Genomic DNA, 18121 nt, shown 5'->3' with positions numbered 1-18121 from the left:
GTGCTCATGTGAAGAGCGGTTTATTGGACCGTACCGCAGTCGGACCCGCCCATGGCGGGACCGCAGCGACACGGCTTTGTTCTTTGTCCCACGGTGCAACGGGCGGGAACGGCGTACTGTTCCCGCCCCTAGCCCGAACGGGCCCTCAGCCGCCGTAGACGTGCGGGGCGAGAGTACCGATGAAGGGGAGGTTACGCAGCTTCTCCGCGTAGTCCAGGCCGTAGCCCACCACGAACTCGTTCGGAATGTCGAAGCCGACGTACTTCACGTCGATCTCGACCTTGGCCGCGTCCGGCTTGCGCAGCAGGGTGCAGACCTCCAGCGAGGCCGGACCGCGCGAGCCCAGGTTGCCCAGCAGCCAGGACAGCGTCAGACCGGAGTCGATGATGTCCTCGACGATCAGGACGTCACGGCCGGCGATGTCGGTGTCCAGGTCCTTCAGGATCCGCACCACACCGGAGGACTTGGTGCCCATCCCGTACGAGGAGACGGCCATCCAGTCCATGGTGACCTGCGAGTGCAGGGCCCGGGCCAGGTCGGCCATGACCATCACGGCCCCCTTGAGGACGCCGACGATCAGCAGGTCCTTGCCTGCGTAGTCCCGGTCGATTCGCTCGGCCAGCTCCAGGAGCTTGGCGTCGATCTCGTCCTTGCTGATGAGCACCTTCGCGAGGTCAGCGCCCATGTCGTTCTGGTCCACCGGGGATACGTCCTCAAACGTTCGGGGTCTGTGTGGCCGGCGGCCGGCTCCCCCGGGGCATGCCTCGCCCGTCAGTCGCCCTGCCGCCGAAAGACCAGCGTGCCACACCTGCGGGTGGCCTCGACGCCCCCGGGTAGGTGCAGCGGCCCCTGGCCGCGCCATCCGGTGACCAGCAGGTCGATCGTCTCCAGGTGCCGGGCGAACAGGTCCCCGGCCGGACAGCCCGCGCGCAGCGCGGCCCGGCGCAGCACCCGGCGGCGCACGGCCGACGGCAGCTCGGCCAGTTTCACGGCGTCCAGGGTGCCTTCGCCCGTACGGAGGTCGCGTTCGGCCAGGGCGGCCCACTGGTCGAGGGCGTCGGCGTCGTCGCGGAACAGCCGGGCGGTGCGGGCCAGCGCCTCGACCACGCCGCCGCCCAGGTGCTTCTCCAGGACCGGCAGCACCTCGTGGCGGACCCGGGAGCGGGTGTAGGCGGGATCACAGTTGTGGGGGTCGTCCCAGATCGGGATCGACTGGGCGGAGCAGGCCTGCCGGGTGGCCGCCCGGTCCAGCTCCAGCAGCGGGCGGCGGTAGCGGCCCTTCTGGGCCGGCATCCCGGCCAGCGAGCGGGCGCCCGAGCCCCGGGCCAGCCCCAGCAGCACGGTCTCGGCCTGGTCGTCCCGGGTGTGGCCGAGCAGTACGGCGATCGCGCCGTGGCGTTCGGCGGCCTCGTCCAGGGCCGCGTAGCGGGCGTCCCGGGCAGCGGCCTCCGGGCCGCCGGCGCGGCCGACGCGCACCGGGACCGCCTCGACCGGGTCGAGGCCGAGCGAGCGCAGCCGCTCGGCCACCTGGGCGGCGCGCTCGGCGGAGCCGGCCTGCAGACCGTGGTCGACGGTGACGGCGCCGACCCGCAGACCGATCTTGGGGGCCTCGAAGGCGGCGGCGATGGCCAGTGCCATCGAGTCCGCGCCGCCGCTGACGGCGACCAGGACCAGCGGCGAGCCCGGCGCGGCGGGGGTGCGGGGCAGTCCGGACGGGTGGCGCGCGGCGTTGCCGATCATGGTGGTGCCGACGGCGGCACCGACCAGCGGCACCCCGGCCGGGCGTTCGCGGGGCTCGCGGGCGGGCGCGGTGAAGGTGGCACCGGTCTCGGCGGCGAGGTCGGTGAGCGTGCGGCGAACGGCCAGGCGTATCGCGGCGACGGCGGGGTGAGGGCCCACGGCGGACGACTCCTCGAGGGAGGGGGGACAGGACTGCGGCGGGCGGCGGGGACCGCACACCTGCATGCACCCTGTTACCGGGCGCTCACAGATGGTGGCAGAAAGGAGAGACCCGCTACGCCACCCGCGCCACCGGTACGACCACCGTCCCACGTTCGGGTGAATGAAGAAACGCTTCTTCACTCGGCATCTGCCCGATTGGACCACTCGTACGAGCGGGTTTGACCGCCCCGCGCCCCTTGCCGCCCGGCTCGCGCCCTGCCGTGTCGTGCCCGTGCCGTGCCGCGTCAGGGCTGGGTGCTCAGCGGGCCACCCGGGCCACCCAGGCGGCCGGATCGTGGATCTCCTCCTTGGTCGGCAGGGTGTTCGGGGACGTCCACACCCGGTTGAACCCCTCCATGCCGACCTGCTCCACCACGCCGCGCACGAACACCGCGCCGTCCTGGTACTGCCGCAGCTTGGCGTCCATGCCCAGCAGCCGGCGCAGCAGCAGGTCGAGCCGGTTCGCACCGCGGTCCCGGCGCTGCTGGAACTTCTCCCGGATCTCCGCGACCGTCGGCACCACGGCCGGGCCCACGCCGTCCATCACCACGTCCGCGTGGCCCTCCAGCAGCGACATGACGGCCGTCAGCCGACCGAGGATCTCGCGCTGCGCGGGCGACTGGACGATCTCCAGCAGGTTCGAGGAGCCGCCCTCCCGACCGCCGACCCCCGGCAGGCCGCCGAGCGAGCCCGCCGCCTCCCGCAGGCGGTCCAGCAGCGCGCCCGGGTCGACGTCCGTCTCGGACAGGAAGGACTGCACCTCGGACTGGATGTGGTCGCGCAGCCACGGCACCGCGGTGAACTGCGTCCGGTGCGTCTCCTCGTGCAGGCAGACCCAGAGCCGGAAGTCGGACGGGTCGACGTCCAGCTCCCGCTCGACGTGCACGATGTTCGGCGCCACCAGCAGCAGCCGGCCCGGCCCGGGGCCGTCCGGTCCCAGCCGCGGCTTGTCGAACAGCGCCGCCGGGCTGTCCGGGGCCTCCAGCGAGGGCTCGGCCGGGGCGAAGGTCTCGTACTGGCCCAGCACCTTGGTCGACAGGAACGCCAGCAGCGCCCCGACCTCGATGCCGGTGGCCTTCTCCCCCACCGCGCCGAACACCCCGGCCGTCGCGCTGTTCGCCCGACGCGCCTGCAGCTTCTCCACCAGCGGCTGGACGACCGTACGGAAGCCCGCCACGTTCGCCCGCACCCACCCGGGGCGGTCGACCACCAGCACGGGCGTCGCCACGGCCTGGGCCAGGCTCGACGACCGCATGCCGGTGAACGCCCGCACGTGCTCCTCCGCCTCCAGGGCGTGCCGGCGCAGCTCGGCGACCACCGCCGCCGCCTCCGCCCGGCTCACTTCGGGCCCCGGCCGCACCAGCCTGGTCGCAGTCGCGACCGCGAGGTTCCAGTCGACCATGTCAGCACCGCCACTCGCGCTCGTCATGCCCTCACCGTACGTGCTCCCCACCACCAACGGCAGCCACCCGCAGCGAACACGTCCCGCCGGGGCCCGCCGGCGGCGGCGGCCGGCTCAGTGGCAGCCGCAGGCGATGAGCTGGGCGGCGACGCGGTCCATGGCCGCGCGCGCGACGTCGGCGGAGGCCGTGACCGGGGTGCGGGTCATGACGGCGAAGGCCAGGAGGCGGCCCTCGGCGTCGACGACGGTGCCGGCGAGGGTGTTGACGCCGCTCAGGGTGCCGGTCTTGGCGCGGACCAGGCCGGCCGCGTCGGCGGCCCCGGAACCGGAGCCGTACCGCTTGCCGAGGGTGCCGGTGAAGCCCGAGACCGGGAGGCCGGTGAGGACCGGGCGCAGCGCCGGGTGCTGACCGGAGGCGGCCAGCGAGAGCAGCCGGGTCAGCACCGCGGGCGGGATCGCGTTGCCCGGGTTCAGGCCGCTGCCGTCGTTGAGGAGCACGCCGGCCATCGGCACGCCCAGCCGGGTGAGCTCCTGGGTGACGGCGGTGGCCGCCCCCTCGAAGCCGGCCGGCTGGTGGGCGGCGAGCGCGGCCTGCCGGGCGACCGCCTCCGCGAGCTGGTTGTCGGAGGTGGTCAGCAGGCGCTCGACGAGCCGGTCGATCGTGGGCGACTCGACCCGCCCGAGGACGGGCGCGTCCGCGGCGGCCGGGGCGGCGGCGGGCTTGGCCTTGCCCTCCACGGCGATGCCCCGGGCCCTGAGCAGGGCGGCGAAGGCCCCGGCGGCCGCGCCGGCCGGGTCGGCGACGCGGGCGGGCGCGTCCTCGCGGCTCTTCGGGTCCACCTTGGCCTCGTCCACCATCAGCGGGACGACCAGGGCGATGTTCTGCCCGTCGTGGTTCTTGTGCTGCGGGTTGCCCGGGTACATCGACAGGTCGTAGTCGAGCTTGACCGAGGTGGTGCCGGCCGCGGCGAGGACGGCGGCGGTCTGCCGGGCGAGCTCCTCCAGCGACGCGGGGGCGGTGTCGGCGTCGGCGGGCTGTCCGCCGATCAGCACCTGGTCGGCGGGCAGGGCGGTGAGCGTCGGGTCGCCGCCGCCGACCAGGGTGATCGTGCCCGCGTCGGCGCCGCGGACCACCTTGGTGCTCAGCCGGGTGTCGCCGGGGACGAGGGACAGGGCCGCGATCGAGGTGGCCAGCTTGGTGGTGGAGGCGGGGGTGGCCGGGGTGTTCTCCCCGGAGCCGTACAGGAGGCGGCCGTCGGCGGCGTCCGCGACGGCGAAGGTGACGTCGCCGAGGCCGCGGTCGGCGAGGGCGGCGGCGAGCGCCTGCTGGAGGCCCTGGGCGGTGGGGACCGCGGCCTCCGGGCCGGCCGCGGCCAGCACCGCGCCCGGCGCGGGGGCCGGGAGCGCGGCGGACGGACCGCTGCCACCGGCGGCGGGGGAGGCGGGCGGCACGGCCCGGCGGGTGGCGGTGCCGCCCGGGCTGTCGCCGGTACGGGGCCTGGCCCCGCCCTTCCCCTGGTCGTTCCTCTTCCCGTCGCCGCCGTCGTGGCCGCCCTGGCCGTCGTGGTCCTCGTCCTCGCCGTGCCCGGTGCTGTGCCCGCCCGGCGGCGGGGACGGCGGCGGGGACGGCTGCGCGTACGCTCCGGCCGAGGTCAGGACCGTACTCGCGACGAGCAGCGCCGCCCCGAACAGCCCCGCAGCCGTCCCCCTGCGGCGGCGCGCCGCCCCTCCCCCTGCTCCCACCGACCGGCCCCTTTCCCGAGCACGTACTCCCGTAGGAGACACTTGGATTCTGTCAGTCCCTACCTTGGAGGAACCGTTGGAGTTCGACGTCCTTATCGAAATCCCGAAGGGCTCTCGTAACAAGTACGAGGTCGACCACGAGACCGGTCGTCTGCGGCTCGACCGGATGCTCTTCACCTCGACGCGCTACCCGGCCGACTACGGCTACGTCGAGGGCACGCTCGGCGAGGACGGCGACCCGCTGGACGCGCTGGTGATCCTGGACGAGCCGACCTTCCCGGGTTGCCTCATCAAGTGCCGCGCCATCGGCATGTTCCAGATGACCGACGAGGCCGGCGGCGACGACAAGCTGCTGTGCGTCCCGGCGACCGACCCGCGCTGGGAGCACCTGCGCGACATCCACCACGTGTCGGAGTTCGACCGCCTGGAGATCCAGCACTTCTTCGAGGTCTACAAGGACCTGGAGCCGGGCAAGTCCGTCGAGGGCGCCAACTGGGTCGGCCGCGCCGAGGCCGAGGCCGAGGTCACCGCTTCGATCAAGCGTCTGGCGGAGCAGGGCGGCCACTGAGCCGTCGTTCCGATCTCGTTCGATCAGGACGGTTCGAGGCGGGTCGGGACAGCGCTGAGGCCGGGGTTCGCGGATCCGTCCGCGAACCCCGGCCTCCGTCACGTCCGGGGACGGGCCGCGCCGGGTCAGTCCTCCAGCCGGAAGCCGACCTTGATGCAGACCTGGTAGTGCTTGATCCGGCCGTCCTCCAGATGGCCCCGGACCTGCCCCACCTCGAACCAGTCGAGGTTGCGCAGCGTCCGGGCGGCCCGCTCCACCCCGTTGCGGATCGCGGCGTCGACGCTCTCGGTCGAGGACCCGACGATCTCGGTCACCCGGTACACATGGTCGGTCATGGCGGACTCCCTCAGCTGTGCGACGGCCCCCGGTCCACCGTGCACCGGCCCCGCGCCGCCCGCACCCCGACAACGGCCGCCGGACCGCCGGACCGGCCTTCGGACGGGCCCTAGAACGCCGCCCGCACCCGGCCGACCGGCTCGCCGCCGCCGAGCAGCGGGGCCGCACCGATCCGCTCGACGGTCTCGTCCGCCCCGGTCACCCCGAGCCGGCGCAGCGCCGCCGCCAGCACCGGGCCGCGGGCCCGCTCGCCGCCGTCGTCGATCTTGAAGGCCAGGGCCCGCCCGTCCGGCAGCGCCACCACCTGGACGGCCTCGGCGCCCATCTTGGACAGCGCGCCCGGGACGGCGCGCATCAGCCAGGTGTCGGCCCGGCGGGTGCCGGCCACGTACTCGGGGTGGGCGCGCATCGCGTCGGCGATCCGGCGCGGCGCGGTGCCCTCGGCGGCCAGCACCAGGCCGCGGTACCCGCGGGCCAGGCCGGTCAGCGAGACGGCCAGCAGCGGTGCGCCGCAGCCGTCGACCCCGGCGTGGGCGGGGGTCTCGCCGGTGCCCTGTTCCAGGGCCTCGCGGGCCAGCCGCTGGATCGGGTGGGCCGGGTCGAGGTAGCTCGCGGTGTCCCACCCGTTGGCCGCGCAGGCGGCCAGCCAGCCGGCGTGCTTGCCGGAGCAGTCCATCAGGATGGGGGCGCGGCGGCCGCCGGAGGCGAGCAGCTGTTCCGCCTCGGTCTCGTCCAGCGGCAGGTCGGCGGGGGTGCGCAGGGCCGACTCGTCGAGCCCGGCCGATGCGAGGATGGCCCGCACACCGGCGAGGTGAAACGATTCTGCGGAGTGGCTGGAGGCCGCCAGCGCCAGCAGCTCCCCCTCGATCGCCAGCCCGGCCCGCAGCGTGGCCACCGCCTGGAACGGCTTGGCGGTCGACCGCGGGAAGACCGGCGCGTCCGGATCGCCGAGCGCGAACTCGACCGAGCCGTCGGCGGCGAGCAGCACCAACGACCCGTGGTGGCGGCCCTCGACGAAACCGGAGCGTATGACCTCGGCGAGAACGGGCGCGACGGCGAGCTGGGACATGGCGGTTGAGCCTTCCGGGGCGAGGGTGGGCCTGCGGCGAGCCGGGCCCCACCCGCCCGCAGCGACTCACCCGGTCAGAGCGGCCCCCCTGCGAGCAGGTCGTCGACCCGTGCTTCCCCATCACGGTACCTGCGGGTGATCTCGGCGTTGCAACCGTCGGCCGTGCGCAGCAGCCGCCGGCGCCGACCGGACACCTCCCGCTCGTGCGCCCGCAGCCGCTCCAGGGCCGCCAGCAGTTCCTCGGCCGGGTGGGCGGCCAGGTCGGCGAGCTGGACGTCGCCCATCAGCGTGTCCGCCTCCAGCCGGGACTCCAGGGTGCGCGGCGGACCGAGGGTGACGTGCCGAGCCGAGCGCCGCACCGTGGAAGGCGCGTCGGTCAGGATGGCCGGCAGCCGGTCCAGCAGCTCGCCGGGCACCGGGTCGGGGCCGGGCGCACCGGCCGTACGGACCGGGCCTGCGCCGGGCCGCCGGTCCAGCTCGGCGCGCAGGATGTCCATCCGCCCGTGCAGCAGCCGCCGCAGGTACGACAGGTCGGCTTCCTGCTCCAGGGTCTCCCGGCGCAGCACCCGCAGCTGGTCCAGGCCCAGCCGCTCCAGATCGGGCTCGTCCTCCGCGCGCCCCGCCGGACCGCGCGGGCCTCCGGGGGCCTGCGCCACCTGCCCGGACCGGTCCCGCGCCGCGCTGCTCGCGTCCATCACCCAACCACCTGCCGTCGTCCGATCCCGCCCGCTCGCGGCACTCCGTCCCTGCCGCCGGTCCGGCCCGTCCCCCGACGGGCTCGGTGTCCCCGTCCGTCGGCACGCCCGGGAGTCCCCCGGCGGTTCCGACTCCCGGCCGCGACCACCCGCCGGGGCGACACCGCCAGAACACCTGACCTACCGGCTCGACCGCCCGGCCGGACCCCGGACCCGGCGCGGCGGACCTCATGGCGCCCCGGACCCTTCCTGCCGTCCCCCAGCGTGCCACCCCGCCCGGCGCGCGCGCACCGCCCGTGCACCCGAACGGCCCCCTGGCGAACGGGGGTGGCTGATATGACCAGTGCTTTCCGCAGGAAGAGTGGCGCCCCAACCGGCGCAGGCTCGCACCCAACGGCGTGCGCCACCGTTCTGCGCGCCCATCGCGTGCGCCCCGGGACGACCCCTGGGGCGCATGTGGGGGACACAACGGAGCGGCGGGAGGGCGCGCGGGGCGGGGCCGGGCGGATTCGGCCCCGGCCCGCGCGGGGAGGGGCGCGCGGGAAAGGGCGCGCGGGAAGGGGGCGCCGCCGCCGAGTCGAGGACGCAGGAGCGTGACGGACCGGCCCCTGGCGCGGCCACCCGCCATGCCCCCGGGGGCCTCCGACGGCCGTACCGCCCTCCGGCACAATGGCGGCATGCGAGCAGTGGTGCAGCGAGTGACCGAGGCCCGGGTGACCGTGGCCGGTGAGACCGTCGGTGCGATCGAGGGGCCCGGGCTCTGCGTCCTGGTCGGCGTCACCCACGACGACACCCCCGCCAAGGCCGCCCAACTGGCCCGCAAGCTCTGGACGCTGCGGCTGCTGCCGGCCGATGACGAGGGCGTCGAGCAGAGCTGCTCGGACCTCGGCGTCCCGCTGCTGGTGATCAGCCAGTTCACGCTGTACGGCGACGCCCGCAAGGGCCGCCGCCCCACCTGGAATGCCGCCGCCCCCGGCCCGGTCGCCGAGCCGCTGGTGGACGAGGTGGTCGCCCGTCTGCGGGCGCTGGGCGCGAAGGTGGAGACCGGCCGGTTCGGCGCCGACATGCGGGTGGCGCTGGTGAACGACGGCCCGTTCACCGTCCTCGTCGAGGTCTGAGCCCCGGCCCGCCCCGCGCTACTGCGGGACGATCACGTCCTGGGTGCCCGGCACCGTCCCGGCCAGCAGCACCGCGTCCACCGGAACGTTGCGCTTGACGATCGCCAGCGCGATCGGCCCCAGCTCGTGGTGCCGGGCCGAGGACGTCACGAAGCCCAGCGCCCGCCCGTCCGGGTCGGTGGACAGCCGCACCTCGGTGCCGTGCGGGGGCAGGGTCTCCTCGGTGCCGTCCAGGTGCAGGAAGACCAGCCGACGCGGCGGCCGGCCCAGGTTGTGCACCCGGGCGACGGTCTCCTGGCCGCGGTAGCAGCCCTTCTGCAGGTGGACGGCGGTACCCAGCCAGTCCACCTCGTGCGGGATGGTCCGGTGGTCGGTCTCGAAGCCGAGCCGGGGCCGGTGGTCCTCGATCCGCAGCGCCTCGTACGCCCAGATCCCGGCCGCCGGGCCGTACCCGGCGGTGAGCTTCCCCAGTTCCCCGCGCGGCACGAACAGGTCACGCCCGTACGGGAGTTCACGGACGGCGGCGGCGCCCTCGACGGAGGCGGTGGAGCCGGCCGGCAGGTGGACCACGGCGTAGTCGGCGGTCGCGTCGGCGACCTCCACCCGGTAGAAGAACTTCATGCTCTCCAGATAGGCCACCAGCGCGCCCTGGGTGCCCGGCTCCACGTGCGCCCACGTGGTGGTGCCGTCGTCCACCAGGTAGAGCGCGTGCTCCACGTGCCCGTTGGCGGAGAGCACCAGCGCCTCGGCGGCCTGCTGCGGCGGGAGGTCGCTGACGTGCTGGGTGAGCAGCAGGTGCAGCCAGGCGAGCCGGTCCGCGCCGGTGACGGTGACGACCCCGCGGTGCGAGAGGTCGACGAAGCCGGTGCCCCGCGCGAGGCTGCGTTGCTCGCGGAAGATGTCGCCATAGTGGGCGGCGACGCCTTCGTCGGCCCCCTCGGCGGGGACGGCTCCGGGCAGGGCAAGCAGCGGGCTCTTCACACCGGTCATACCGGCCAGCTTACGACCGGCCGTCGGCGAGCTTGGCGGTGCAGTCGGCGCAGCGGCCGAAGATGGCGAAATGCTTGAGGTCGGTGTCGAAGCCGTGCTGGGCGCGCAGGCTGTCGATCAGCGGCTGGGCGATCTCGGTGCCGGTCTCGGTGACCTTCTCGCAGTCCCGGCAGACCAGGTGCAGGTGGTGGTGGCGGCCGGCCAGGTGGTACGTCGGGGCGCCGTGGCCGAGGTGGGCGTGCGAGACCAGGCCCAGCTCCTCCAGCAGCTCCAGGGTCCGGTAGACGGTGGAGATGTTGACGCCGCTGGCGGTCTGCCGGACGTGGCCGAGGATCTCGTCGGGGGTGGCGTGGTCGAGGACGTCGACGGCCTCCAGCACGAGCTGCCGCTGCGGGGTGAGCCGGTAGCCGCGCTCGCGCAGGTCGGTCTTCCAGTCGTCGGAAAGGTGCCAGTCGCCGGAGAGCTGCCAGTCGGTGGTGCCGGTGTCCGCCACGGTGCTGTCCCTGCCAAGGTCGGGGTTCCTGATGCAAGTGTAGGGACCGGCCGCGGGCCGGTCCCTACCTCGTGCACGGACTGTGCCGGTCACGCGCGCCGCGCCCCGCCGGGGCCGCGCCCGCGTGCGCCGGGCCTACTTGAAGAAGGCGATGCCGTCGTCCGGCAGGTCGTTGATGTCCTTGATCAGCTGGGCCGGGCTGAGCACCTTCTTCAGCTGCGCGGACATGTACGGGCGCAGCGGCACGTTCGGGGCCGCCTTCTCGCCGACCCAGAGCAGTTCGCCGTTGACGAAGCCGTACAGCCGCTTGCCGCCCGAGTACTCCGGCGAGCCCTCGATCCGGGCCACCGCGTCGGTGGAGACGTCGACCTGGGGCTTGCCGTCGGCCAGCTCGCCGTACCAGATCTCGACCGTGCCGTCGTCACGGACGGAGGAGATCTCGATGCCCCGGACGCCGCTGGTGCCGTCGTGGTTGCTCGTGATGCGCCAGAACGCGTGCTCGTTCTCCAGCGGACGGACCTTCTCGCCCTCGTCGTCCAGCACCCAGGTGCGGGAGCGGAACTCCAGGAAGGGACGGCCGTCGTGCCGGATCACGATCTCCTGGCCGAAGTTGCACTTCTCCGCGTCCGGGCCCCCGTCACCCGGCAGCGGGGCGTACACGCCCGCGCCCTCCCAGGTGCCGAGGAGGAAGGCGAGCGGGACGACGTCCTTGTGGAGGTCGGAAGGGATCTCGATCATGTTCCTGGTCGCTGTCGTCGTCGGGGTGGGGCTGCCTCAACCGTACGGCAGGCTCAGCGCTGGCCCTGGTACAGCTTCATCACCGAGAAGATGGCGAACCAGGTGATCAGCACGGCGACGAGCACCAGCAGACCTGCGAAGAAGATTTCCAGACCGGACACGGGGGGCTCCCAGGCGGCGACAGTGTGGTGGATTTTGCTCCGCTCACTGTATCGGCCGGGCTCCGGCCGGTCGCGGTGAGCCCCACCACGTCGTCGTTCGCGCCGCCGCTACCACGCCGCCCAAGCTTTCCCCAAGGGTTCCGGGGATGACGGACGGCGGGGGTGACGGGCCCTCTAGGGTGGCGCCATGTCGAAGAAACTGGTCATCAAGGTCACCGCAGGTGCGGACGCGCCGGAGCGGTGCTCGCAGGCGTTCACGGTGGCGGCGGTGGCGGTCGCCAGCGGGATCGAGGTGTCGCTGTGGCTGACCGGGGAGTCCTCGTGGTTCGCGCTGCCGGACCGGGCGGCGGAGTTCGAACTGCCGCACGCGGCGCCGCTGCCGGACCTGCTGGACGCCGTCCTGGCGGCCGGCTCGGTGACGCTGTGCACGCAGTGCGCGGCCCGGCGCGGGATCGAGCAGAAGGACACCGTCGAGGGCGTCCGGATCGCGGGCGCCCAGGTCTTCGTCAGCGAGATCATGGCGGACGGCATCCAGGCGCTCGTCTACTGACGCCCGGGACACGCCTACGGGCGTTCCTCGTGGTCGGGGCGGTCCCGGTCGTGGCCGGGCTCGTCCCACTTCGGGTCCTCCCAGCGCGGGTCGTTCCACCAGTCGTCGTCCGGATCCCGCTTGTTGGCGAACACCGCGGCGACCGGCGGGATCACCATCGCCACCACGCACATGCCGATCGCCGCGCCGACCGAGAAGAACCGCACCACGCCCCAGGCCATGACGAACAGGCCCAGGCACACGCCCATCATGGCGAAGTAGTAGCGACGCCGCCGCCTCGTCTGCACCCCTCCACGGTACGGCCGAGGGCCCCTGCTCGGCAGGGGCCCTCGGGTGGTGTCCGTACTGGTCGGACCGGTCAGATCGCGATCGCGACCTCGACGGCGGTGCCCTGGGAGGCCACCACCTTGCGGTCCACGGTCTGGCCCGGCACCAGCGCGCGCAGGGTCCACTTGCCCGGGCGGGCGAAGAACCGGAACTGGCCGGTCGCCGAGGTGGGCACCTCGGCCGTGAACTCGCCGCCCTCGTCCAGCAGCCGGACGTAGCCGTTGACCGGTTCGCCGTCTCGGGTCACCGAACCCTGGATGATCGTCTCGTTCGCCACGTCAACTCCTGCCAGGTCCGGGCCGCCGGCCTTCGCACCGCACATGTCTGTCTCCTTCTGACTTACGGGTCGAGCCGGGGGCTCAGTTGCTGCCGAGCTCGATCGGCACGCCGACCAGGCTGCCGTACTCGGTCCACGAACCGTCGTAGTTCTTGACGTTCGCCTGACCGAGCAGCTCGTGCAGCACGAACCAGGTGAGCGCGGAGCGCTCGCCGATGCGGCAGTAGGCGATGGTGTCCGTCGCCAGGTCGACGCCCTCGGCCTCGTACAGCGCCTTGAGCTCCGCGTCGCTCTTGAAGGTGCCGTCGTCGTTGGCGTTCTTGGCCCACGGGATGTTGCGGGCGCTCGGCACGTGGCCGGGACGCTGCGACTGCTCCTGCGGGAGGTGCGCCGGGGCGAGCAGCTTGCCGGAGAACTCATCGGGCGAGCGCACGTCGACCAGGTTGAGGCTGCCGATCGCGGCGAGCACGTCGTCGCGGAAGGCGCGGATCGACGAGTCGGCGGCCTGCGCCGTGTACTGGGTGGCGGGACGGACCGGCACCTCGGCGACCAGGTCGCGGGAGTCCAGCTCCCACTTCTTGCGGCCGCCGTCCAGCAGGCGGACATCACCGTGGCCGTACAGCTTGAAGTACCAGTAGGCGTACGAGGCGAACCAGTTGTTGTTGCCGCCGTACAGGACGACGGTGTCGTCGTTGGCGATGCCCTTGGCGCTGAGCAGCGCCTCGAAGCCCGCCTGGTCGATGAAGTCGCGGCGGACCGGGTCCTGCAGGTCCTGCTTCCAGTCGATCCGGACGGCGTTGCGGATGTGGTTCTTCTCGTACGCGGAAGTGTCCTCGTCGACCTCGACGATGACGACCTTCGGGTCGTCCAGGTGGGCCTGGACCCAGTCGGCGTCGACCAGGACGTCGCTGCGGCTCATGGTGGGGTTCTCCATCCGAGGGCGGTTGGCGGAAGGGGCTGCTGGTGCTGCTCAGGAGGTGTGCTGCAGGGCGCCCGGCGGGTGCGGTCCGAACCACCGTCCGAATGCTGGGACGAGGTGGGTGCACCGGTACGGCCGGGCGGGGGACTGCGGAGTACATCGGCGCCGGCCCGCGAGTACGGCCGGGAACGGTCACCGGAGAGATCGACGGTGGGCGTCAACTACCCAGCCGGAACGCCGAGTCAGCGCATTCGACACAGACAGGCGGCCACGCGGCACAGGTCTACCGCCCGCCGCTTCGTGAGGTCCGTCTGTCGCTTCATGCCGACGATGCTAGGGACACCGACGGCCCGCTGTCATCAGCGTATCGAATAATGAGATCAAATCGACCGCATCGCGGGATTTGGCCTCGATCCGACCTGCCCGGCCCGAGCCGGCCGCTCTCCGGCGGTCGTCCGGCGGTGCACAACGGGCGGAAACGACACCGCTCCGCGGTCGGCGCTGGAACAGCGCGTCTCGCGGAGCGGAACGGTTCGGCGGTGCCGAGCGGTGGCGGGCGGTGCCGAGCGGTGGCGGGCAGTGGCGGGCAGTGGCGGGCGGGCTCAGCCCAGGAGCTTCACGCCCTTGCCGTCGAAGGTCAGCTGCAGGCCCTCGGGCAGCGGCGTCACACCGTCCTTGTCGCCGTCCTTCGGGGCCAGCTTCAGCCCGGCCGGCAGGCTGTCGAGGGTGAAGCTCATCGGCTCGACCTGCTGGTTGGTGGCCCCGGCGACCATTCCCGCCAGGGACGTCAGCCGGAAGCCGTCCACGGTGACGGTGTTCCCGTCGTTGTGCACATTGCCCTCACCGATCGCGATCGGCCCCAGCGAGGCCTTGACCTTGCCCGGCCCGCCGTACGACAGGCTCAGCCGGGTGCTGCTGCCCACCGGCAGCTTCGCTCCGTGCAGCAGCTGGGAGGCCGGCGGCAGCAGCTGCGCGAGGTCCGGGTAGGAGATCACGCCGCTGCCGGTGCCGCTGTCCACCGTGGCGCTGTTCATGCTGTCGCTCACCTTGACCCCGGCGAGCTTGGCCTTGAACGAGTGCAGCGCCACCTGGTGGCTGCCGTCGCCGACGGTCAGGCCGTCGGCGGAGATCCGGACGTCGTCCAACCTCATCGACAGCACCTGGGTGAGGAACGGGAAGCCCTCGATCGAGACGTCCGGCCGCTGGCTCATCCGGCCGCTCTTCACGATCCGGTCCGCGGCCTCGTCCTCGGCCACGCCGACCGCGATCCGGTCGGCGCCCGCCAGGAGGCCGCAGAGCACCGCCAGGCCGATCGTGGCCTTCAGCCATCCGCGCATCGTGTCCCCCGTCGTCGCCGGTCGGTCGCTGTTCGCTGTGGTCGGTCGCCGTCCTGTGGCGGCCGCCGGACCCGGCCGCTCCCGCACGACCGTACGACGTCCCGCCCCGGAGCATGGTTCCGGGACGGGACGCCGTTGGGAAGCCCCCGCCGGTACGACGGGGGTCAGGCCAGCAGGTCGGTGGCGATCCAGATCAGCGGCGCGGCCACCGCGAGCGGCAGCGCCACGCCCGCCGTCATGTGCACGAAGCGGGACGGGAAGTCGTACGCCGCCACCCGGCGGCCGACGAGCGCCCCCAGCCCGGCGAGCGCACCGAGCGCGACCGGCGCGCCGACCAGCAGGCCCAGCGCCACCGCCGCGACCAGGCCCAGGACCGGACCCAGCTGCTTCGGCCCGGGCAGCGGGGCCGCCGCCAGCACGGTGGCCAGCGCGACCGCACCCACCCCGGCCGGCACCCAGTCGGCCAGCAGCAGCGTGGTGCACAGGGCCGTCACCACGGTGGCCGAGCCCAGCACGGTCAGCGCGTAGAACCGCTCCTTCGGGTCCGACGGACGGAACGTCTGCAGCACCAGGACCAGCAGGAAGAACCCGCCCAGGGTGCCCACCACGGCCGCCACGCCGCCGTCGGAGTCCGCCAGCAGCACCGCCGCGTCCGCGGTGAACCCGGCCAGCGCGGCGAGCAGGATGCCCTGCCGGGCCGGCCACATGCCGTTCAGCCGGAACCAGCCGGCCGCCGTCAGCAACTGCAGCAGCGCGACCACCAGGGCCAGCCCGACCTGCCCGAGCGCGGCGCCGCCGGCCAGCAGAGCGGCTGTGCCCGCCGTGATCAGGGCGGGCTGCAGGCCGGGGTCGATGATCGGCGAACCGGTCCGGCCACGCGGGCCGCCGCCGGCCGGCGCCACGGGCTGCGCCGGGACGGCCGCGAACGGCGGCCTGCCAGGAACGCCCGTCGGGCCTCCCTGGCGTCCCTGGCCTCCCGGACCCGTCGGCGCCGCCGGGCCGGGGGCGGTCGGACGCTTGAGCGTCATGGTCGGCGGATCGAAGGCCTCCGCCGCCTGCTGCGCGGCAGCCGGCTGCGGCGCCGGGGCCGCGTGCCGGGCGCGGGACTGCGGAGGCTGCCGCTGCAACGGCTGCATGACCGGCTGCTGGGCCGGCGGCTGCTGCGGGTTCCGGTGCTGCCCCTGCCGCTGCGGCTGCTGCGGCTGGGCCGGGGGCTGCTGCCACACCGGCGCCTGGCCCGGGTACTGCGGCGCCGCGGCGCGCCGCGCGGTGGGCGGCGCGACCGGCATGGCGCCGGAGACCACCACCGGCGGCAGCAGCGTGGTGGCGTCGTCCAGCGGCGGCACGGGCGGCAGCAGCGTCGTCGCCGCGGCGTCGTCCACCGCGGGCACCAGCGGCAGCACGCTGGTCGCGGCCGGGTCGTCGAAGGCGGGCACCGGCGGCAGCACCGCGGTCGCCGCCGGGTCGTCCACCGGGTAGCCGTACGGCGGCTGCTGCCCAGGCTGCTGCGGCGGGTGCTGCCCGTACGGGTGCGGCTGCGGCGCCTGCGGCTGCTGGGGCTGTCGCGGCCACTCGCCGTAGCCGCCGTGGTTCGGGTTGTTCATGTCCGTCACGCCGCTCAGCCTCCCGCGAACGGGGGGAGGACCTCGACCGTCCCGCCCTCGGTCAGGGCGACCGTCGCATGGTCGCGGCCGCCCACCTGGGCGCCGTCGACCAGGTACGAGGAGTGCCCGAGCAGCCGGACGAACTTCGGCCGGTCGGCGTGCCGCTCCTTGGCCGCCGCCAGCGCCTCCGCCAGGGTCGCCGCCTCGTACGGCTCCTCGGCCAGGCCGGCCTCGGACTTCGCCGCCGCCCAGTAGCGGATCGTCCCGCGCACCCGGGCGCCGCTAGCGGGCTCGGTGGTCGCGCCCATCGGGCCACCCCTCTTCGTCGTCCTCGCCCGGCCCCGGTAGCCCGGTCCGGCTCGCCACCGGGGCGCCCGCCCGCCACCCGAACGATGGATCCGCGCGACGCCGCCGATGTGCGTCCCATGATGGCGGGTCCGCCGCCGCGACCGGCAATCGCCCTGGCCCCGCAGGTGTCGGACGGCGCTCGACGCTGTGTCCAGGCTCACCCGGCGCACGCCCGAAATGGGGGAACCGCCGCCTTCGGGCACTGCCGGGGCGGGAGGAGGTCGGCTATCCTCGATCACCAAGAGGGATCCGGGCAGAGTCGCCCCCGGGTCCTTTTGTGCTTTCAGGACGCCAGTACGGACGTTCGTGCGATTCGTCGGCCCACCCCCGGCGCGCCGCAGGAACCACCCCGTCCGACGCGGCACGACGACGTGCCACCGCCGGCCGGGGTGTCGCCACCGGCGCCGGGCCGCCGCCCGGCACCGGACCAGACCGGAGGGTTCACGGTGATGAACAGGGCAGAAACGGTGCGCCAGGGGCTGCGGGGCCCCCGGCAGGTCCACCGTCGCGCCCTGCGCGCCCCGCGCTCCCCCGGTACGCCTCACGCGCCCGTCGTCCTCTCCTCCCCCTCAGCACGTGCGCCATCCGGCTGTGGCGGCAGCCGTCACGCGACCGCGACGACCCGGAAAGGGGACCACCGGGTATGAGTTCTCTCCTCCTCCTCACCAACGCACTGCAACCCTCCGCCGAGGTACTGCCCGCCCTCGGCCTGCTGCTCCACAACGTCCGGGTGGCCCCCGCCGAGGGCTCGGCCCTGGTGGACACCCCCAGCGCGGACGTCATCCTGGTCGACGGCCGGCGTGACCTGCCGCAGATCCGCAGCCTCTGCCAGCTGCTGCGCTCCACCGGCATCGGCTCTCCGCTGATCCTGGTGGTCACCGAGGGCGGCCTGGCCGCCGTCACCGCCGAGTGGGGTGTCGACGACGTCCTGCTGGACACCGCGGGCCCGGCCGAGGTCGAGGCCCGGCTGCGGCTCGCGCTCGGCCGCCTCCAGATCGTCACCGACGACAGCCCGATGGAGATCCGCAACGGCGACCTCTCGGTCGACGAGGCCACCTACTCCGCGAAGCTCAAGGGCCGGGCGCTCGACCTCACCTTCAAGGAGTTCGAGCTGCTCAAGTACCTCGCCCAGCACCCCGGCCGGGTCTTCACCCGGGCGCAGCTGCTGCAGGAGGTCTGGGGCTACGACTACTTCGGCGGCACCCGGACGGTGGACGTGCACGTCCGGCGGCTGCGCGCCAAGCTCGGCGTCGAGCACGAGCAGCTGATCGGCACCGTGCGCAACGTCGGCTACCGCTTCGTCGTCCCGGAGAAGCCCGAGAAGGGCGAGCACCCGGAGCGCGCCCAGCACCCCGCCGGCCGGCTGGAGGCCTGAGACGCCGGGCGGGCCGTCCCCCGCCCGGCTTGTCCGGTTTCTCTCGGAGCCGCCCGCCGACCGCCCGTCGAGCGCCCGCCGGCGGCCCCAGGTCCCACTGCCGCCCCGAAGGCCACACGCGTAGACTCCC

21 protein-coding genes are annotated in these 18121 nt (G+C 74.0%); 4 read left to right on the top strand and 17 right to left on the bottom strand.

Annotated elements, in window-relative coordinates:
* Nucleotides 1-145: 145 nt before the first annotated feature.
* The 4 genes from hpt to dacB all read right to left on the bottom strand — a co-directional run bounded on the left by hpt (nucleotide 146) and on the right by dacB (nucleotide 5086).
* Nucleotides 146-700, bottom strand: a complete 555-nt coding sequence (gene hpt, locus AC0B61_RS32655; protein ID WP_030059589.1) for a hypoxanthine phosphoribosyltransferase — start codon at nucleotides 698-700, stop codon at nucleotides 146-148.
* 71 nt (nucleotides 701-771) lie between these two features.
* Nucleotides 772-1899, bottom strand: a complete 1128-nt coding sequence (gene tilS / locus AC0B61_RS32650; RefSeq protein WP_471745410.1) for a tRNA lysidine(34) synthetase TilS — start codon at nucleotides 1897-1899, stop codon at nucleotides 772-774.
* A gap of 301 nt (nucleotides 1900-2200) precedes the next feature.
* The gene (locus AC0B61_RS32645; protein ID WP_471745408.1) at nucleotides 2201-3370 is read right to left on the bottom strand and encodes a zinc-dependent metalloprotease; all 1170 of its coding nucleotides are present in this window, start codon (nucleotides 3368-3370) and stop codon (nucleotides 2201-2203) included.
* Between the two features lie 87 nt (nucleotides 3371-3457).
* Nucleotides 3458-5086 (bottom strand): D-alanyl-D-alanine carboxypeptidase/D-alanyl-D-alanine endopeptidase, encoded by a 1629-nt coding sequence (gene dacB, locus AC0B61_RS32640; protein WP_471745406.1) that lies wholly within the window; start codon nucleotides 5084-5086, stop codon nucleotides 3458-3460.
* Nucleotides 5087-5162: 76 nt separating this feature from the next.
* On the opposite strand from dacB, the gene AC0B61_RS32635 reads away from it, so the two are divergent.
* Entirely contained in the window at nucleotides 5163-5654 is a 492-nt protein-coding gene (locus AC0B61_RS32635; protein ID WP_030244505.1) for an inorganic diphosphatase, read from the top strand.
* Nucleotides 5655-5779: 125 nt separating this feature from the next.
* Here the strand turns inward: AC0B61_RS32635 and AC0B61_RS32630 are convergent, their stop codons facing one another.
* The 3 genes from AC0B61_RS32630 to AC0B61_RS32620 form a co-directional block, all read right to left on the bottom strand.
* On the bottom strand, nucleotides 5780-5989 hold the full coding sequence (locus AC0B61_RS32630) for a dodecin (RefSeq protein WP_030244507.1): 210 nt from the start codon (nucleotides 5987-5989) through the stop codon (nucleotides 5780-5782).
* 110 nt (nucleotides 5990-6099) lie between these two features.
* Nucleotides 6100-7059: an asparaginase gene (locus tag AC0B61_RS32625; protein ID WP_471745405.1), complete on the bottom strand. Its 960-nt coding sequence runs from the start codon at nucleotides 7057-7059 to the stop codon at nucleotides 6100-6102.
* A gap of 74 nt (nucleotides 7060-7133) precedes the next feature.
* Complete coding sequence (locus AC0B61_RS32620) at nucleotides 7134-7754, bottom strand: RsiG family protein (RefSeq protein ID WP_471745403.1); 621 nt, start codon at nucleotides 7752-7754, stop codon at nucleotides 7134-7136.
* A gap of 677 nt (nucleotides 7755-8431) precedes the next feature.
* Between AC0B61_RS32620 and dtd the strand changes: the two genes are divergently transcribed.
* Nucleotides 8432-8872 carry a D-aminoacyl-tRNA deacylase gene (gene dtd / locus AC0B61_RS32615; RefSeq protein ID WP_471745401.1) on the top strand — a complete coding sequence of 147 codons (441 nt, stop codon included), beginning with the start codon at nucleotides 8432-8434 and terminating at the stop codon, nucleotides 8870-8872.
* An 18-nt stretch (nucleotides 8873-8890) separates the two neighbouring features.
* On the opposite strand, the gene ygfZ is transcribed toward dtd, so the two are convergent.
* The 3 genes from ygfZ to AC0B61_RS32600 form a co-directional block, all read right to left on the bottom strand.
* A complete protein-coding gene (ygfZ, locus tag AC0B61_RS32610; protein ID WP_471745448.1) occupies nucleotides 8891-9853 on the bottom strand; it encodes a CAF17-like 4Fe-4S cluster assembly/insertion protein YgfZ in 963 nt (320 codons plus the stop codon).
* A 19-nt stretch (nucleotides 9854-9872) separates the two neighbouring features.
* The gene (locus AC0B61_RS32605; protein WP_471745399.1) at nucleotides 9873-10355 is read right to left on the bottom strand and encodes a Fur family transcriptional regulator; all 483 of its coding nucleotides are present in this window, start codon (nucleotides 10353-10355) and stop codon (nucleotides 9873-9875) included.
* Between the two features lie 135 nt (nucleotides 10356-10490).
* A complete protein-coding gene (locus AC0B61_RS32600) occupies nucleotides 10491-11093 on the bottom strand; it encodes a heme-binding beta-barrel domain-containing protein (protein ID WP_471745398.1) in 603 nt (200 codons plus the stop codon).
* Between the two features lie 348 nt (nucleotides 11094-11441).
* Here AC0B61_RS32600 and AC0B61_RS32595 point away from each other — a divergent pair, with 348 nt between their 5' ends.
* Nucleotides 11442-11804 carry a DsrE family protein gene (locus AC0B61_RS32595; RefSeq protein ID WP_471745397.1) on the top strand — a complete coding sequence of 121 codons (363 nt, stop codon included), beginning with the start codon at nucleotides 11442-11444 and terminating at the stop codon, nucleotides 11802-11804.
* Nucleotides 11805-11818: 14 nt separating this feature from the next.
* On the opposite strand, the gene AC0B61_RS32590 is transcribed toward AC0B61_RS32595, so the two are convergent.
* From AC0B61_RS32590 to AC0B61_RS32560, 7 genes are all read right to left on the bottom strand, one after another.
* Nucleotides 11819-12055: a DUF3099 domain-containing protein gene (locus AC0B61_RS32590; protein WP_471745446.1), complete on the bottom strand. Its 237-nt coding sequence runs from the start codon at nucleotides 12053-12055 to the stop codon at nucleotides 11819-11821.
* 107 nt (nucleotides 12056-12162) lie between these two features.
* Nucleotides 12163-12453: a DUF1416 domain-containing protein gene (locus AC0B61_RS32585; protein ID WP_471745395.1), complete on the bottom strand. Its 291-nt coding sequence runs from the start codon at nucleotides 12451-12453 to the stop codon at nucleotides 12163-12165.
* Nucleotides 12454-12490: 37 nt separating this feature from the next.
* Nucleotides 12491-13327: a sulfurtransferase gene (locus AC0B61_RS32580; protein WP_471745393.1), complete on the bottom strand. Its 837-nt coding sequence runs from the start codon at nucleotides 13325-13327 to the stop codon at nucleotides 12491-12493.
* Nucleotides 13328-13569: 242 nt separating this feature from the next.
* Nucleotides 13570-13650: an Ms5788A family Cys-rich leader peptide gene (locus AC0B61_RS32575; RefSeq protein ID WP_350517234.1), complete on the bottom strand. Its 81-nt coding sequence runs from the start codon at nucleotides 13648-13650 to the stop codon at nucleotides 13570-13572.
* 279 nt (nucleotides 13651-13929) lie between these two features.
* Nucleotides 13930-14664, bottom strand: coding sequence for an LmeA family phospholipid-binding protein (locus AC0B61_RS32570; RefSeq protein ID WP_471745391.1), 735 nt, complete (start codon nucleotides 14662-14664; stop codon nucleotides 13930-13932).
* A gap of 164 nt (nucleotides 14665-14828) precedes the next feature.
* Nucleotides 14829-16277, bottom strand: a complete 1449-nt coding sequence (locus tag AC0B61_RS32565; protein WP_471745389.1) for a hypothetical protein — start codon at nucleotides 16275-16277, stop codon at nucleotides 14829-14831.
* Between the two features lie 5 nt (nucleotides 16278-16282).
* On the bottom strand, nucleotides 16283-16576 hold the full coding sequence (locus AC0B61_RS32560; protein WP_471745387.1) for a MoaD/ThiS family protein: 294 nt from the start codon (nucleotides 16574-16576) through the stop codon (nucleotides 16283-16285).
* A gap of 683 nt (nucleotides 16577-17259) precedes the next feature.
* On the opposite strand from AC0B61_RS32560, the gene AC0B61_RS32555 reads away from it, so the two are divergent.
* A complete protein-coding gene (locus AC0B61_RS32555; RefSeq protein WP_471745385.1) occupies nucleotides 17260-17991 on the top strand; it encodes a response regulator transcription factor in 732 nt (243 codons plus the stop codon).
* The last annotated feature ends 130 nt before the right edge of the window (nucleotides 17992-18121 follow it).

The sequence above is a fragment of the Kitasatospora sp. NPDC023385 genome (genome assembly GCF_055664045.1).
This window is presented reverse-complemented; position numbering and strand designations above follow the sequence as displayed.